Below are 16,802 nucleotides of genomic sequence, written 5' to 3'. Positions count from 1 at the left end.
ATAGGAGGTTGTTATTATGCAACTTAAAGGCATTCACCACGTATCCGCAATCACGGGCACGGCATCCGGCAATTTTGACTTTTATACGAAGCTGCTAGGCCTTCGTTTAGTTAAGAAGACCGTCAATCAAGACGAGACTTCGGTTTATCATTTGTTCTATGGCGATGAGAAAGGCAATCCGGGGACGGAGCTTACTTTCTTCGAATTTCCGATGACAGGCAAAAACAAGCCCGGTACAAGCAGCATATCATCCCTGTCCCTTCGGGTGGCAAATGATGCGGCGCTTCGTTATTGGAAGGAGCGGTTTGAACAATCCGGCGTTGACCATGATGAAATCACAGAACGCGCAGGACGCAATACGATTGCTTTCCGTGATTTTGAAGGACAACGTCTCGTGCTCGTATCCGATGAGCGTAATGAAGGCGTTAAAGGCGGCGTTCCTTGGGACAAAAGCCCGGTTCCTGTTGCATTCGGCATACTTGGACTTGGCCCGGTACAGCTGACGGTCAAAAATCCTGAGCCAACCGTACTCGTCCTAACGCAGCTGATGGGCTTCCGCGAAAAAGGAAAGTACCCTTCCACCATCGCAGGCCAGCCGGATATCGTCGTATTCGAAACCGGCGAAGGGGGCAGCGGCGCTGAGATTCATATCGAGGAACGCCATGATTTGCCGCGTGAGCAGCAGGGCCATGGGGGCGTCCATCACGTGGCGTTCCGCGTGGACAACGACGACGAGCTTCGCGAGTGGATTGAGCATATCCGCGGAGTCCGCATTCCAAACTCCGGTTTCGTTGACCGTTTCTACTTCCGCTCGCTATACTTCCGCGAGCCAAACGGCATTCTTTTTGAGCTAGCGACTGACGGTCCTGGCTTCGATACGGATGAGGATATCAACCATTTGGGCGAATCGCTTGCTCTGCCTCCGTTCTTAGAGCCGCAGCGCGCGCAGATCGAAGCCAGATTAAAACCGCTGGAAACCAAATCAAACGGGTAAGCAACCATAGCGATAAAAGGCGAGCCATTCCTTTCTTAGAGTAGAAGGGAATGCTCGTCTTTTTTTTGCACAATTGATTATCTAGTATAACTACCAATAATTTAGCAATGAGTAATAGACGGAAGTTTGGTATGATTCGAGGATTCGGCCTAGTAGGAGGATCTTCATGAATTATAAAAGCACTAGAGTTGCTCTAGCGGCATTCGTTCTATTATTTGTGATCACGAACGTACAGTCAGCTGTTGCGGAAAGCACGCTGCCATTTGACGATATATCAAGGAGTTATGCCAAGCAGGAAATTATAGATTTATATAATAAAAAAATAATAACGGGCACATCGGATCGCATCTTCTCTCCGGCCCAATCGATATCTCGGGCAGAGTTTGTGACCGTGCTTGATCGGCTGCTTAGATTAGAGCCGGTGGCAACACCGGTATCACCATTTGCCGACATGCCGAAGAAGGCGTGGTATTATGGCTGGATTCAAGCTGCCGTGCAGCTTGGCTTAGCCGATGGCGTAAGCACCACTTCCTTTGCTCCAGCCAAGCCAGTCACGAGGCAGGAGGCGGCGGTATTGCTGTCGCGGGCGCTAAAGCAGCCCGGAGGCGCTGCGGGCGCGGACATGAGCTTCGAGGATGACAGCCTGATTGCGGAATGGGCGATTCCGTCAGTTATGTCGGTTCACGAGCTTGGCCTAATGAAAGGCGACGATAATGGCCGCTTCCGTCCAGCCGACCCCATCACAAGGCAAGAGACGGCGGTCATGATTCACCGGGTGCTGCAAAATAAGAAATGGGCAGCCGAGCTCGCGGCAAAGCCTAAGGAATCCATCAAGCTAGGCTGGCAATATTCGCAAACGACGCAGCAGTATGAACAAAATGTTTTGAAATCCAATGTGAATACGTTGTCTCCGCGCTGGTACTTTGCGGGCGCAACGGGTGACGTATCCGATAACACAGATAAAACGCTTGTGGATTGGGCGAAAAAGAACAATAAAAAAGTGTGGGCCATGGTCGGCAATCGTTCCGATCAAGCAGCTACGCATCAAATGCTGTCCAATAGCGCTTCGCGTAATGCGGCAATCACGAAGCTGACGGCATTTGTGCAAAAATATGAGCTAGACGGTCTTAATATCGATTTCGAAAATGTAGCGCCACAGGATCGTGCCGCGCTGACCGCCTTTATAACGGATTTATCGAAAAAGCTTCATCTTTTAAACGCGACTCTATCCATCGATGTATCTCCCGACCGGGGCACCGATTGGACGGATGCTTTCGATTTTGCAGCGCTTGGCAAGCAAGCGGATTATGTCGTATTGATGGGGTATGACGAGCATTGGGGCGGTACATCGGAAGCGGGACCCAATGCCTCATTAGACTTTGATAAAGCGTCGATCGATAAGCTATTGCGATTAGTGCCTAATGAGAAGGTCATTTTGGCATTGCCATTTTACAATCGCGATTGGGATCTGAAGAAGGATGGAAGCGTGGAATCCTCCGAGTTTATTTCCTTTAGCCAGCAAAATGCGCTCATTGAGCAGTATGCAATTAGACCGAAATGGAATGCTAAAGAAGGGCTATACACGGCTTCTTACGTAAAAAACGGCGTGAACCATAAAATGTGGGTAGAGGACGGACGCTCGTTATCCGCCAAATACAAGCTGGCAGTTGATAATCAGCTAGCTGGTTTAGCTTATTGGTACATCGGCGGGGAAAGTGCTGACATTTGGACGAGCATGAAAAACGCAGACCGTTTTTTGGGCTATTCCTTCAAGGGGCAATGACTTAAAATTAGTTACTTGAGAAAAGTGAGTTAACGAGCTATACTAAAGCTATAGAACAAACATCTAACAGCTTTCCTACTCTAAGGAGGTATAGCGCTATGAGTGAAAAATCGCAGATCTATAAACGCAGCATAAAAAAGGTGCGTACTCCGGAAATTAACCATATAAGCAGTCAGCATCAGAACAGTTTTATATTGGAGCAAGGTTTCTTCGAAGAGCATGACCCGTTTCTTCTGCTAGCAGAGGATTGGTTCCAGAAAGGCTCCTTCGACGATCATCCGCACCGCGGCATAGAAACCGTGACGTATGTGATCAAAGGACGGCTTGAGCATTATGACAATGCCTCTGGCAGCAAGGAAGAGCTCGTTGCGGGCGATGCCCAGTGGATGACAGCCGGACGAGGCGTTATCCATAACGAAGACCCTGCCGAAGGCGAGATCGTACATTCGCTACAGCTATGGGTTAACCTGCCGGCAGCCGATAAGATGACGACGCCCCGTTATCAAAATCTTAGAGGAGCCGATATGCCTGTAAGGGAGGAAGAAGGCGCGGTTATACGCGTTTTCTCCGGCTCATCGGGCAACGTTCACTCCGCAACCCAAAACGTGGTCCCAGTCACCATGCTGGAAATGACGCTTGAGCCGGGAGCTACGGTTAAGCAGCAATTGCCGGGCTCGCACAGCGGTTTTCTCTACGTGCTCGAAGGAGAAGGGGAGTTTGGCAGCGAACGAACGAAGGGCAGCAAGCGGCAAGTATTAACGTTGAGCCGAGAGGACGGCACCGAGTCAAGCGAGCTTGAGCTGACAGCCGTAACGAAGCTCCGCGTTATGCTCTATGCGGGCGAGCCGCTCAATGAGCCGATTGCCGCGCGAGGACCGTTCGTGATGAATACGGAAGAGCAGATCAGACAGGCTTATTCGGATTATCGGAATGGCAAATTTGTATAATCAATCGAGTAAGGCACGCCCGCACATTGCGGAGCGTGCCTTTTTTTTATGGACAAATAGCAGGCTGCCTTCAAATTGTAAGCGCATTATATGATACTGCCACTAGAGCATGCAACGAAAACAAAATTGGTATTTTCCGATATTGTAATTGCGCGGGCGCTATATGTAAAATATGGAGCGATAGGGTCTATTTGCCGTAGAAAAGCGAGTACGGCGCAAGGCCGATGAACGAAGAGGGAGAGGGTCCACTCATGAAAAGATTTGCAGCACTATTTCTAACACTAGCACTACTATTTTCATTTGTTACTAACGTACAAGCGGAGTCAAAGCCCGTAACGGTGTGGGTAGAGAACCAGCAGGTACAGCTCGGCGACCTCCAGCCTATAGTAGAGAAGGGCACGACGCTTGTTCCGGCGAAGCTGCTGCTTGAGAAGCTTGGTTTTGAAGTCACTTGGGACCAGAAGAACCAAGTCATTTCCGGCAAGAAGGAAGGTCTGGTTCTTTTATTCCAAATCGATAATCTTGGGGCAATGGTCAACGAAGCAGAGCAAGGCTTGCTTGTTGCGCCTAAACTGGTTAAGGGTACCGTTTATATCCCTTTACGCACGGCAGGCGAGGCGGCAGGGTATGAGGTATCTTGGAACAAAGAGCAGCGCGCCGTTTCCATTGTGGCCAAAGAACCGAGCCGCGGCTTCCTATGGAAGGTTGAGAATGCGGGAAATACGGTATATTTGTTAGGCTCGATTCATATTGCGAACAATGCCATGTATCCGCTTCGCCCGGAAATTCAGAAGGCGTATGAAGCTTCCGACTACTTGGCTGTAGAAGCTGATATTTCAAAAATGAACGAAGCCGATGTACAGAAGCTTGTGCTTGATCTAAGCGTCTACAAAGACAAAACATCGCTTAAGGATCACATTTCCGCTGATGCGTATAAGAAGCTGGGAGAAATTTTGAAGGCGAACGGCTTGGCTGAAAACGTGCTGGACACGTACAAGCCTTGGAGCGTGTCTTCAACCGTAGATTACCTTACAACGGCAAAATCAGGCTTTGATCCGGGTATCGGCATCGACGCGCATTTCTTGCAGCAGGCCATTACGGGCAAGAAGCCAATTCTTGAGCTTGAATCGATTGAATACCAGCTCAAAATGTTCGACGGATTCTCAGATAAGCTGCAAGAAGAGATGCTGAGCGCATCCCTTGAAAACTTTTACAAAGAGGATTCCGGAATCGAAAAGCTTACTGAAATGTGGGTGACCGGAGACGAGAAGCAGCTGCTTGAGCTGACTAACTCGACATCGTCCAATGAAGAGTTTAGAAAAGCACTGCTTACAGAACGCAATGGTCCAATGGTCGAAAAAGTTACAGGTTACTTGAATGACAGCGCCAAAAAAACTTACTTTGTTGTTGTTGGCGCAGCACATATGTTAGGCGAGGATGGCATCGTGCCATTGCTTGAGAAAAAGGGCTTCACCGTAACGCGTCAATAATGCGGCAAATACAGAAGGCAATCCCGTGAATAACGGTGATTGCCTTCTTTTTTATCATATGAAGCTGCAATGCGGCGAACCCGTTTTTGGCATATAAATGGTAGATACGTTATCAGCGATGTCCAAGTGCAATTCAAATTGATCGCGATATCGATACTTTTGTATTTTTGTATAGTCCTGAATAATGCCGACTTCTTTCTCGACGGATGAGAACACTTCGTTATTTCCGACTTGTACCGCATCTTGCAGAATATGAATAAACGCTGTCATCATCTCCGTAATATCATGGTGCCGCTGTTTTCTTGCTAAGTAAATGACCGTATTTAACGTGTTATAGATAAAGTGCGGATTAATTTGTGAGGGCAATAGATCGATTTCAAGCTGCTGCTTGATCTTCTCATTCTCCAACGATTCCTGGGTGTGCTCCCGCAAATCCTCAAGCATTCGGTTAAAGCCAAGAGCTAGCACTTCAAGCCCGTCCTTGCTTTGAACCGTTATATTCACATTCAAGTTCCCTGCGGACACTTGTTTCATTGCGCGTGCTAAAAAATTTGCTAATTACCGTATATTCTAAGGCAGATGTGAAATCATGACAGATAATAGTGTCGCTTCCCGTATTTTTGATCATTTTAATGTGGTTTTGCTGAGCTTGCCGGCTTTGCCATGTCTTGCTCCCAGTTTTGGAGATCTCTTCTGATTAGCGTCAAAAGGGTCATTCTCGGGAGTTCGTTGAATTTTCTAATGACGCTGCTTCTTGCTTTCCCGATGTCGAGAACGACCAAACAGCTGCCGTTTCGGAATGCCGTTATGTATTTTTTACTGTTTAATATGTTGTTTTCGCCCTCAATGATACCGATGTATTTCACGGTGAAAGTTTTAGGATTGATGGATAGCATTTGGGCGCTGGTCCTTCCTTCGGCCGTTCCGATCTTCAACGTCATGATGCTGTTTCTGCCAAAACGTTGAATGCGGCAAAAATATTAATTTCCATGCTGCCTATTCTCATTTTATATCCATTTTTACAGAAATATTTTATTCATGGTATTATGCTTGGTTCAGTTAAAGAATAAGAGAGACGCGCAGCTTGTCTGGAACTGTCTGGAAAGTTAGGCTTGAAAATGTATTTGGCAGTTCGTTATAATAGACACATATCAAAACTGATGACTGACGGAGGTAACCCAGCCGATGAAGTAAGTACACGATTCCTGTAAACAACTTGTCTAAGTACAAGCGGCGTTCTCGGCAGCGAGAACCGGTCAGGGATACGTGCGTCGATTTGGGGACTTATGGATAGTCAATCAGCAGCGATAGATAGGTGATGTTTACCCGCGATAAAGCGGTGTAACGCCTCCTTATTTTCGTTTACCTGATATTCCCCTGCGTATTCGACCGTGTGCCGCTGGCCACGGTTTTTTATTCTGTTTATTGAAATGGGGAATGTTCATTGATGCTGTTAAAAGTGAAACAATTGACTAAAGAATGGGACGGCAATCTGCTGTTCGAAAATATAAGCTTTGAAGTGAAAGAAGGCGAGCGGCTTGCGCTGTTTGGACGAAATGGCGTGGGCAAAACGACGTTATTGCAAGGGCTGACCGGCAGGCTAACGCTAGATGGCGGCGAGGTGCAGCGCTTGTTGCCGCTTGACGAGTGGGGCTGGCTCGACCAGCAGGCGCAGCTGCGTTCCTCGCTGACGCTGCTCGAATTCGTTCAAGCGGGATCGGCTGAGCTGTTCGGCTTGAAGCAAGCGTTGGCGGAGCTGACGCAGCAAATGGGGGCGGAGACGAGCGAGGAGCTGCTGAGCCGCTATAGCGGGCTGTACGAAAGGTATGCGCAGCTGGATGGCTACGGCTGGGAGATCAAGGCGGAGCGATGCTTAAATCAATTGGGCTTTGATCCTACGCTATGGAGCCTCCCGTTTGCGCGGCTTAGCGGAGGCCAGAAGACGAAAGCCCAGTTGGCGGCGCTTATGGTAAGGGAGCCGAAGCTCGTCATTTTGGATGAGCCAACGAATCACTTGGACTCGGCCGCGCTTGACTGGCTGGAGCAATGGGTGCAGTCGTATCCGGGAACGATCGTGTACGTGTCGCATGACCGAACGTTTATCGATCATACGGCAACGACCGTATTGGAGCTGGAGCGGCATGGATGCCGCCGTTATCCCGGCGGTTATACCGACTATAAAGCGCAGAAGGAGCTTGAGCTTAGGACGCAGGCGGCGCTGCACAAAAAACAGCAGCTGGAGCGGGAGAAGCTGCTTGAGAGCATTCGGATGTACGCGGAATGGTTCCAGCAAGCGCACAAGGCAGCGGGACAAAATGATTTTTTGAGATCAAAATCGAAAAAAAACGTCTCGCGCCTCCATGCCAAGGAGTCTGCGCTGGAGCGGCTAGAGAGCGACAAAGTTCAGAAGCCTCGGGAGGAGTCGCAGCTTCGCATGCAATTGGAAACGGAGGGCTTCGCGGCGTCGACGCTGCTGCGCATGGAGAATGTGAGTTTTGCTTATGAGGGCCGCAAGCAGGTGTTCAGCCAGCTCAACCTTTCGATTGACCGGGGCGACCGACTCGCCGTGCTAGGTCCAAACGGAGCGGGCAAGTCGACGCTGCTGAAGCTGGCGACAGGCATCATAACGCCCACTGCTGGCGAGGTAACCATTCATCCGCAGGTGAAGATCGGATATTTCGAGCAGGAGCTTGATAAGCTTGATCACGAGTCAACGATTCTGGACAGTCTGCTGATGATTCCGGAGATGACGCAATCGCATGCGCGTACGATTTTGGGCTGCTTCTTATTTTCGAAAGAGGATGTCTTTAAACGAATCGGGGATTTAAGCATGGGCGAGAAATGCCGTGTCGCCTTTCTAAGGCTGTATTTTGGCAAAGCGAATTTGCTTGTGCTGGATGAACCGACCAACTATTTGGATGTGAGTACGCGCGAGCAGGTGGAAGAGGCGCTTTCGCATTATCCAGGCGCCGTTCTTCTTGTAACCCATGACCGCTATTTGATCCGCCAAGCGGCTAACCGATTGCTTGTAATGGATGGGCATGGCGAGCCGAGCTTGTTTCCCGGAACCTATGAGGAGTACCTGTCCAGGGATCGCAGCCGATTGCTCTCGCCGGAGGAGCAGCTTAGCCAGAACGAGCAGGAAATGCTTCAGCTTCGGTTAGCTTGGCTCATGAGCAGCGAGCAGCCGGCTGAGCAAGAGGACCGGCAGCGGCTTATGCAGGAAATTCGCAAAGTGCGCGACCAAATAAGCGAGCATTAACACTCGTCTTTCCTCGGAGAAGAGCAACCTTTTGCAAACGAACCTCGTTTGTATATTTATGGAAATGGAAGTGGGGGCGGCTCATGAGCATGATTTTCTAGCAGAGTCCCCTTACTTTAGCATCAGATAGACATGGTCAACGGACTGCATCGCGTATTCCTTCTGAATCAGCTCGCCATTCTCGAGTATTGCCAAGCACGGAACGCTGGCAATTTTCCATTGCTCGCGCAGCCGCGGCGCATAGTTGATATTCAGTTTGTACAGCGGGACGGAAATGCCGGTCATATCAGCAATTTCCAGCATGCGCTCGCCGATTTTGCAGGTGCCGCACAGCGGGGTAAAGAAGTAGACTGCTGCTTTGCCGCCTTCGGCAAGCATGATGTTCAGTAAGGATGGTTCATCTATTTCTTGGATAGCCATTTCTCGATCTCCTTAACGTTTATAGTTGTAATGTACTCGATTGGCGTGAGGCATACAAGAGCAATGGATTTCATGGTTACGGGGTGAGCACGGGCATGAAGAAGAAAAACATTTTTATAGGCGCTGCTATTTTGGTTATTGCCTCCTTATTTGTTAGCTCTTTTTCTCCCGAATGGACAATCCGCAGACATATTTTAGGGAGCCTGCAACCGATTAACAGCCTAAAAGCTAAGATTACGACACTGGGGAGAGTGGATGCGGAGTACGGTCATTTATACAATGTCAGCGGATTTATGAACCGGGCTACGGGAGATGAGCTTGGATTCTTTTATTTGAAAAAGCTTGGCCTCTTCTGGTATGTGGCAAGCACGGGGACAGGGCCGTAACCAAAGGATTAAGTCAGAAGCCTAGATTTAGATCTAGAACAAGGGAGCTATCCATGAGGCAGCTCCCTTTCCTGTTTCTTATTGTTGGTAGTACATAAGATATATGAACATTTTAGGGAGCTAGGGAAACATTAAATGATTTATATTGGGAGGAATGACGTTGAAGGCGGAAAGGCTCATCAGCAATGCAGTGGGGGCAGTCGTATTCATTTGCGAGTGTTCTCGTGGAGTTTGACATGATCATAATCGGGCATAGGGCCTAGCGAGCTTATTCTGCTTTTTTTATTTGTTCGAGAGGACGAGCGACAGCAAAAACAACCCATTAATGAGGAGCAAGGCAGCGAAGATAAGTCCTGTTTTATTCCGTTTTATAAATTCCATACAAACACCTCGTTAACGCATATTTACTACTTATAATTATCACGCTTATTATCTGTTTTTTCCACCTTTTTTTTAGCAGATGCGCGGGGGATGCTATTATGTCCGTTCGTCAGCTTATCGCATGGCGCCATATTTGCTTTTTCGTCAAAAAAGGCAGACTCGTTTAAATTTTTGCAGAAAGGACAGCGAAATATTTCTTTTATAAAACGACAACTTTGGCGGAAGCGGATACCTTAATGTCTCTTTACTTGAAGAAATTTGTAATTGTAATGGCGATTGTTATAAAATTAAAGGCGAGGTGCTCGAAGTTCGAGCTTTCTCTGCAATATCGCTTTTTTTCATGTGGAGTTTCCGTAAAGAAGAGGTAATGTTCAGGATTTGTAGAATAATGTAGTGACCACACTTTTTTTTGGAACTTACATGTCGAATAGGCGTATTGTTGGGTAGAACCTATGGAACTATACCTGTTATTCATTGACTCTAGTAGTTTAACTAATGGAAAGGGGGTGCAATACAATGGCTATCTCTCTCGTTAAAGGTCAGAAGGTTGACTTGACAAAAGGTAATGCTGGTCTTAGCAAAGTGATCGTAGGCCTAGGATGGGACCCTGCTGCTGTAAAAGGCGGATTCTTCGGAATGAAGAAGGCGGCTAACGTAGACTGCGATGCTTCGGCGTTATTGCTTGATGCAAACGGCAAGCTAAGCGGCGAGAAAAATCTCGTTTGTTTCTATAATAAGCAGAGCGGTGACGGATCTGTCGTCCATACTGGCGACAACATCACAGGCGAAGGCGATGGCGATGACGAGCAAATTATCGTTCAGCTTGACCGGGTACCCGACCATATTCACAAAATTCTTTGCGTGGTGAACATTTACGAATGTGAGTCCAGACGTCAAGATTTTGGTATGATCAAATCCGCTTTTATCCGCATCGTAAATCCTGCCAACAATCAAGAGCTTATTCGTTTCAACTTGACGGATAATTACGCAGGCAAAACGGCATTGGTCGTCGGTGAGCTTTACAGACACAGCGGCGAATGGAAGTTTAATGCAATTGGCGAAGGCACTCATGCTGCCCACGTTGATATTCTTGCTCGTCAATACCAATAACTATAATTAGAAAAGAGGTCATTTCAAATGGCAATCAGCTTATCCAAAGGTCAAAAAATCGATCTTACGAAAACAAACCCGGGTCTAACTAAAATCACTGTAGGTCTAGGCTGGGATACTAATAAATATGACGGCGGAAAAGACTTTGACCTAGATGCATCCGTATTTGCTCTTAATGCACAAGGCAAAGCAGGTTCCGAGTCCGACTTTATTTTCTACAACAACCCTAAAAACAGCAACGGCTCCATCGTTCACACGGGCGATAACCGTACCGGCGCAGGCGACGGCGACGATGAGCAAGTGAACATCGACCTTTCTGCAGTTCCAGCAGAAACAGATAAAATTGCATTCTGCATTACGATCTATGATGGTCCTGCACGCAGCCAAAATTTTGGACAAGTATCCAACGCTTTCGTTCGTATCGTTGACGAGCAAAGCGGCACAGAGCTTATCCGCTATGACCTGGGAGAAGACTTCTCCGTTGAAACGGCTGTTATCGTAGGCGAGCTTTACCGTCATTCCGGCGAGTGGAAGTTCAGCGCAATCGGAAGCGGCTTCCAAGAAGGCCTTGGCGGTCTTGCACGCAACTACGGCCTATCGGCTAACTAATCGTTCCATCTACCCGTAAAGGGTCGCCAGCGGCGGCCCTTTTTTGAAATGAAGGAACTTATTCTTATTTTCACATAAAGGAGGAGAAGAGCGATGTCCATCAATCTTTCCAAAGGACAACGAATTGATCTTACCAAAACGAATCCAGGACTAACGAAGGTTGTTCTTGGACTCGGATGGGATACGAATAAGTATACCGGCGGCGGTGAAATTGACCTCGATGCGAGCGCGTTTCTTCTGCATCAGGACGGCAAAGCCAAGGACGAGAAAGACTTTGTATTTTATAATGCTTTGAATGCTTACAACGGTGCCGTTGAGCATACGGGCGATAACCGTACGGGCGAAGGCGACGGAGACGATGAGCAAATCAAAATTGATTTTCTCAAGGTTCCTGCGCATATTCAGAGAATCGGAATTAGCGTCACGATTCATGATGCCGAGTCGAGGCTGCAAAACTTCGGGCAAGTCTCGAATGCATTCGTGCGTTTGGTAGACGAGACAACCGGCAGGGAAGTGCTTCGTTACGATCTTGGCGAGGAGTTTTCCGTTGAAACGGCAATCGTATTTTGCGAGCTGTACCGTCATGGCGCGGATTGGAAATTCCAAGCGGTTGGCTCCGGTTTCTCGGGCGGACTTGCAGCGCTTTGCCGCAACTACGGACTTACCGTGTAAGCTGTACGTCGAAAAGGGTGACAGGGCTGGAGCGGATTTGTCACCCTCTTCTATTATTACCGAAGGGCGGTTTACGCATGGAGCTAGCATTAATGAAAGGCCAGAAAGCAGATATTACCAAAAACAATCCTTCTTATCGAAACCTGATCGTAGGAATGGGTTGGAATAGCGCTGCAGGAATTGATGTTGATTTCTCAGCCTTTCTATTACGCGCGAACGGCAAAACTGCCGGGGATCAAGATTTGATTTTTTACAGCAATCCGAAGGACGCTAGCGGTTCGATTGAGCTGATTGGCGATAATAAACGAAGCCTTGCAGGCAAAGTCGATAAGGAACAAGTGATGATACGCATTAACGATGTGCCTCAGGCGATCGAACGCATTTCCTTTACCTTAACGATTTATGATGGGGAAGCGAAAAGACAAAATTTTTCTAACGTGAACGATGCCTATATCCGGGTTGTTGACGAAGGAACAGGACGCGAAATATTGCGCTATGACCTTGGAAAAAATTTCTCTATCGAGACTGCAATAGTCGTAGGAGATTTATATAGATATAATGGCGAATGGAAGTTTAACGCCATTGGATCAGGCTATTCCGGCGGGCTTGCGGCGCTTTGCAATAGCTTCGGCATTGAAGTGAAGGCCGATACGCCAGCTCCGAGTACGCCGCCAGCACCTGTGAAAGCTCCTATTATTTCTGCTAAGCCGCCAGTACCTCCTGCACCGCCAGCACCGCCTGCACCAGAACCAAAAACAGCTCCAGTAAATCTCAGCAAGATTTCGCTTACCAAACGCGGAGATGTCATCAATTTGCAAAAAGGTGCCGGATCGCTCGGTGAAATCGTCGTTAATTTGAATTGGAACCAAAAGAAGGCGTCAACCGGATTTTTTGGCCGCTCAAGCGGCGGTGTTGATCTGGACGTTGGTTGCTTGTTTGAATTGAAGAACGGGCAAAAGGGAACCGTACAGGCACTGGGCAAAAGATTTGGAGATTTCTCGAGAGAGCCGTTCATTTCGTTGGATGGCGATGACCGTACCGGTTCGGTTACAACGGGCGAGAATCTTAGAATCAACGGCAATAAGGTTTCAGAGATTAAAAGAATCGTCATCTATGCATACATCTATGAAGGAGCGACTAACTGGGCCGAGGCAGCAGGTATCGTAACCATCACGCAATCAGGCGGGCCAGATATAGAAGTGCGCATGGACGAGCATAACAATCGCAAGGGCATGTGCGCCATAGCTATGATCGAGAATGTGAACGATCAAACCTTCAGTATTCAGCGGCTCGTGCAGTACTTCTCCGGGCATAAAGAGCTGGACGAGGCTTATGGCTGGGGTCTTAGATGGGTTCAAGGAAGCAAATAAAGCAATATTCGGAGGTATTCACAGATGGTTGATTTTTTTCAGAGCGTAATCGCAAATTTCGGGAGCTTTTTTCATTGGGACAACCTGTCGCAAGTGTTCACAAACCCTACTAACTGGGGGATCATTGCGACACTCGTCATTTTGGAAGGCTTGCTTTCGGCAGATAACGCGCTCGTGCTAGCGGTAATGGTTAAGCATTTGCCGAAAGACCAGCAGAAGAAAGCTTTGTTCTACGGTATTATCGGAGCCTATATTTTCCGGTTCATTGCAATCGGTGTGGGTGTCTACCTCGTTCAAATTACGTGGATAAAAGTCGCGGGCGGACTCTATTTATTATGGATTGCGCTGAGCAACCTGTTCCATCTTGAATTCAAGCTTGCGCGCGTCGGCAACATTCCATTAATTCCATACATCGGCAAGAAGGGCGACGGCGAAGAAGCAGAAGTCCAAAATAAAGGCTACGGCTTCTGGCGTACCGTACTTGCTGTTGAGATCATGGATATCGCGTTTAGTATCGACAGCGTTCTAGCTGCATTTGGCGTGAGCGAAGAGGTATGGGTTCTATTCCTCGGCGGTATTCTCGGCGTACTTATGATGCGCGGCGTCGCTCAAGTATTCCTCAAGCTGATCGATAAGTTTCCAGAGCTTGAGAAAGCAGCCTTTATTCTAATCATCGTTATCGCTGCAAAAATGATCGGCGGCGCGTATGGCTTGCATGTGCCGCATACATTGTTCTTCGGCTTAATTATAGCGGTATTCGGAGGCACGCTTATCTATAGCGCAGTTCGTAACAAAAGAGGCTCAAAAGCCGTCTAGTTTCTTGCATACAACGATTGTCGAAAATATCCCTCAATGGATCACGAGGGATATTTTTTAACTCTCAGCTGGGTTTTACAAACTTTTAGGAGGGATAACTTTGAGGTATTTTAACTATCTTACCAATGATGAAGAGCAAAATTTCTTTTACTCCCTTCCGACTCAGTTCAATAATGATGCTGACAAAGAAATTATTGCTCACGCGATTGGTGCTGCGCTATACATGCCGGCAACCAAGGATAATATAGCAGACGATTTGGTAGCCGTAAAACACGAGGGACTCGTGTCTATGGTGATAGACCTTGAAGATGCAGTAGGCGATAATCAGCTGGAGTATGCAGAAGAGACGTTGAAAGCAACGCTACTAAAGATTGGTAGATATATTTCGATAGGTTTGCTGCGTGCCGATCATATCCCTCTAATCTTCATTAGAGTTCGTTCCGTTGATCAGTTCAAACGGCTGCTCTCCTTTTTTGGAGAAGAGATCGAATACGTTACGGGCATCGTGTTTCCAAAATTCAATATAAAAAGCGGCAGCGAGTATTTAAGGCTGCTGGCGGAGTATAACAAACGGAAGCTGCCATCAAGCACGGTGCTGTACGGCATGCCGATTTTGGAGAGCGCGGACATCATATACCGTGAGAAGCGAGTTGAGACGCTGCTTGCCATTGCGGGGCTGCTGAACGAGTATAAGGAATATGTGCTGAATGTGAGGATTGGCGCTACGGATTTTTCGAGCCTATTTGGGCTTCGCAGAAGTCCGGACCATACAATCTACGATATTGGCGTCATACGGGATTGTATAGCTGATATCGTCAACGTCTTTGGACGAATGGACAACCATTACGTCATCTCCGGCCCTGTGTGGGAATATTTCAAGAGCGACCGGGTGTTCAAGCCTCAGCTCCGGCAGACGCCGTTTGAGGAGAGCATGGGACGGCACGGACGGATTTTGCGCATGGATTACATTAATAGGTATGTGGACGGGCTTATTCGCGAAGTAGCGATGGACAAGGAGAACGGCATCATCGGCAAAACGATTATTCATCCTACGCATATTAAGCCGGTTCAAGCGATGTTTGTTGTTACGCATGAGGAATATATGGATGCCCTGCACATTATGGAAAACGGCCAAGGCGACTTGGGCGTAATGAAGAGCCGCTATTCGAACAAAATGAATGAATTTAAGCCGCATATGACTTGGGCCAAACGGATTATGATCAGATCGAACATATATGGGGTGCTAAATGAAAACCAGAATTTTACCTGCCTACTCGCAGAAGAACGAGAATCAGCAATCGTTTAATATTATTGGAGATTTAGAGGTTTCGATAAAGGTGACGAGCAACGCCTTTCATATTCCGCTAGAGCAGCTATTCCAGATGGCGGCCCGCATTAATAAAAAACGAAGCTTCTTATTCGTAAGCAAGGTGTTAGGCAAACATATCCCCGTTCGTCCCCATGTATCTTTGTTATCAGGCGCGGCGCTTGGACTGCTGTATCAACAGTTTAGAGGAAAAGAGCTCCCGATTCAGGTTAAGCAGCTGCTTCACGCTTTTGAAGCGCCGGAGTCGGCAGGTGAAATCTATGATTTGATGAAGCGCAATAAAATGACAGTCGATGGGAAAACGCTGTTCATCGGTTTCGCGGAAACCGCTACGGGCCTTGGTCACAGCATGTTCGACATGTTTGATGGCGATGCCAGCTTCTTGCACACGACAAGGGAGAGCATCGATTATATGACCTCCTGCATCGATTTTGAGGAAGAGCATTCCCATGCCACTACGCATCGCTGCTATGCAAGCGATCCCGCCATATTCCAGCAAGCCGAAACGATTATTTTAGTTGACGATGAGATGACAACCGGTAAAACGGCGATTAATATCATTCATGATTTGCATGCCAGATACGGTAAAAAAAATTATATCGTAGCCAGTCTCTTGGACTGGCGTTCCAATGAGGATATAGAGCGCTTCAGCGAGCTTGAGCGGGAGCTGGGCGTCAGCGTGAACTGCTTATCGCTCGTGTCTGGGCAGATTGCTGTAAAGGGCGCCCCTATTGAGAGCACGGATCATATCGATGAGCAGCATGAGCCTGAAATCGTGCCGGTTATCGATTCCTTATATGTGAACAGCCGCTTCGCAAGCCTCCCTTCCTCAAACGGGGATGTTGACTATCTGAAGCATACCGGCCGGTTTGGCTTAACGGCGCAGGACAGCTTTGCACTGGACATGGAAGTAGATCTAGCGGCAGCATTTCTGCAAGAGCGCCGATCAGGCGGCAGGACGCTTTGTATGGGAACCGGTGAATTTATGTACGTTCCGATGCGGGTAGCTGCAAAGCTTGGCGAGGACGTCTGGTACCAATCAAGCACGCGCAGTCCGATTCATCCGAATACGCAGCCTGATTATGCCGTTCGATCCGCTTATCGGTTCGCCTCTCCAGAGCATGCGGATGTCATGAACTTCATGTACAACATTCCGCGCGGCCATTATGATGAAATGTTCCTCTTTATGGAGCGTGAGGCAGCCGCTGCGCAACTGGAGGAGCTTAGGCAGGTTC

15 protein-coding genes and 1 pseudogene are annotated in these 16,802 nt (G+C 48.0%); 13 read left to right on the top strand and 3 right to left on the bottom strand.

What is annotated here, in order from left to right:
• Nucleotides 1-16: 16 nt before the first annotated feature.
• From ADU23_RS04165 to ADU23_RS04150, 4 genes are all read left to right on the top strand, one after another.
• Nucleotides 17-994 (top strand): ring-cleaving dioxygenase, encoded by a 978-nt coding sequence (locus ADU23_RS04165; protein WP_053372599.1) that lies wholly within the window; start codon nt 17-19, stop codon nt 992-994.
• 166 nt (nt 995-1,160) lie between these two features.
• Entirely contained in the window at nt 1,161-2,777 is a 1,617-nt protein-coding gene (locus tag ADU23_RS04160; RefSeq protein WP_053372598.1) for an S-layer homology domain-containing protein, read from the top strand.
• A gap of 98 nt (nt 2,778-2,875) precedes the next feature.
• The gene (locus tag ADU23_RS04155) at nt 2,876-3,724 is read left to right on the top strand and encodes a pirin family protein (RefSeq protein WP_053372597.1); all 849 of its coding nucleotides are present in this window, start codon (nt 2,876-2,878) and stop codon (nt 3,722-3,724) included.
• A gap of 251 nt (nt 3,725-3,975) precedes the next feature.
• The gene (locus tag ADU23_RS04150) at nt 3,976-5,214 is read left to right on the top strand and encodes a TraB/GumN family protein (protein ID WP_053372596.1); all 1,239 of its coding nucleotides are present in this window, start codon (nt 3,976-3,978) and stop codon (nt 5,212-5,214) included.
• Nucleotides 5,215-5,268: 54 nt separating this feature from the next.
• Here ADU23_RS04150 and ADU23_RS04145 read toward each other — a convergent pair whose 3' ends face one another.
• Complete coding sequence (locus tag ADU23_RS04145; RefSeq protein ID WP_082310989.1) at nt 5,269-5,748, bottom strand: sensor histidine kinase; 480 nt, start codon at nt 5,746-5,748, stop codon at nt 5,269-5,271.
• A 95-nt stretch (nt 5,749-5,843) separates the two neighbouring features.
• Nucleotides 5,844-6,155 carry a hypothetical protein gene (locus tag ADU23_RS33445; RefSeq protein WP_231637308.1) on the bottom strand — a complete coding sequence of 104 codons (312 nt, stop codon included), beginning with the start codon at nt 6,153-6,155 and terminating at the stop codon, nt 5,844-5,846.
• 506 nt (nt 6,156-6,661) lie between these two features.
• Here ADU23_RS33445 and abc-f point away from each other — a divergent pair.
• The gene (gene abc-f / locus ADU23_RS04135) at nt 6,662-8,476 is read left to right on the top strand and encodes a ribosomal protection-like ABC-F family protein (protein ID WP_053372593.1); all 1,815 of its coding nucleotides are present in this window, start codon (nt 6,662-6,664) and stop codon (nt 8,474-8,476) included.
• A 111-nt stretch (nt 8,477-8,587) separates the two neighbouring features.
• Here abc-f and ADU23_RS04130 read toward each other — a convergent pair whose 3' ends face one another.
• A complete protein-coding gene (locus ADU23_RS04130; RefSeq protein ID WP_053372592.1) occupies nt 8,588-8,896 on the bottom strand; it encodes a thioredoxin family protein in 309 nt (102 codons plus the stop codon).
• Nucleotides 8,897-8,991: 95 nt separating this feature from the next.
• On the opposite strand from ADU23_RS04130, the gene ADU23_RS04125 reads away from it, so the two are divergent.
• The 8 genes and pseudogenes from ADU23_RS04125 to ADU23_RS33440 form a co-directional block, all read left to right on the top strand.
• A complete protein-coding gene (locus tag ADU23_RS04125; protein ID WP_053372591.1) occupies nt 8,992-9,282 on the top strand; it encodes a hypothetical protein in 291 nt (96 codons plus the stop codon).
• Between the two features lie 897 nt (nt 9,283-10,179).
• On the top strand, nt 10,180-10,773 hold the full coding sequence (locus ADU23_RS04120) for a TerD family protein (RefSeq protein ID WP_053372590.1): 594 nt from the start codon (nt 10,180-10,182) through the stop codon (nt 10,771-10,773).
• A 27-nt stretch (nt 10,774-10,800) separates the two neighbouring features.
• Nucleotides 10,801-11,382 carry a TerD family protein gene (locus tag ADU23_RS04115; protein ID WP_053372589.1) on the top strand — a complete coding sequence of 194 codons (582 nt, stop codon included), beginning with the start codon at nt 10,801-10,803 and terminating at the stop codon, nt 11,380-11,382.
• 93 nt (nt 11,383-11,475) lie between these two features.
• Complete coding sequence (locus ADU23_RS04110; protein WP_053372588.1) at nt 11,476-12,054, top strand: TerD family protein; 579 nt, start codon at nt 11,476-11,478, stop codon at nt 12,052-12,054.
• Nucleotides 12,055-12,131: 77 nt separating this feature from the next.
• Entirely contained in the window at nt 12,132-13,424 is a 1,293-nt protein-coding gene (locus tag ADU23_RS04105) for a TerD family protein (protein ID WP_053372587.1), read from the top strand.
• Nucleotides 13,425-13,448: 24 nt separating this feature from the next.
• Nucleotides 13,449-14,240 carry a TerC family protein gene (locus ADU23_RS04100; RefSeq protein ID WP_053372586.1) on the top strand — a complete coding sequence of 264 codons (792 nt, stop codon included), beginning with the start codon at nt 13,449-13,451 and terminating at the stop codon, nt 14,238-14,240.
• Between the two features lie 100 nt (nt 14,241-14,340).
• Nucleotides 14,341-15,546: an HpcH/HpaI aldolase/citrate lyase family protein gene (locus ADU23_RS04095; RefSeq protein ID WP_082310988.1), complete on the top strand. Its 1,206-nt coding sequence runs from the start codon at nt 14,341-14,343 to the stop codon at nt 15,544-15,546.
• Nucleotides 15,488-16,792: pseudogene (locus ADU23_RS33440) on the top strand (phosphoribosyltransferase family protein); the annotation flags it as partial. The gene ADU23_RS04095 and the pseudogene ADU23_RS33440, both read left to right, overlap by 59 nt.
• Nucleotides 16,793-16,802: the final 10 nt, after the last annotated feature.

The organism is Paenibacillus sp. FJAT-27812, from assembly GCF_001273905.1.
Taxonomy (GTDB): Bacteria; Bacillota; Bacilli; order Paenibacillales; family Paenibacillaceae; genus Pristimantibacillus.
This window is presented reverse-complemented; position numbering and strand designations above follow the sequence as displayed.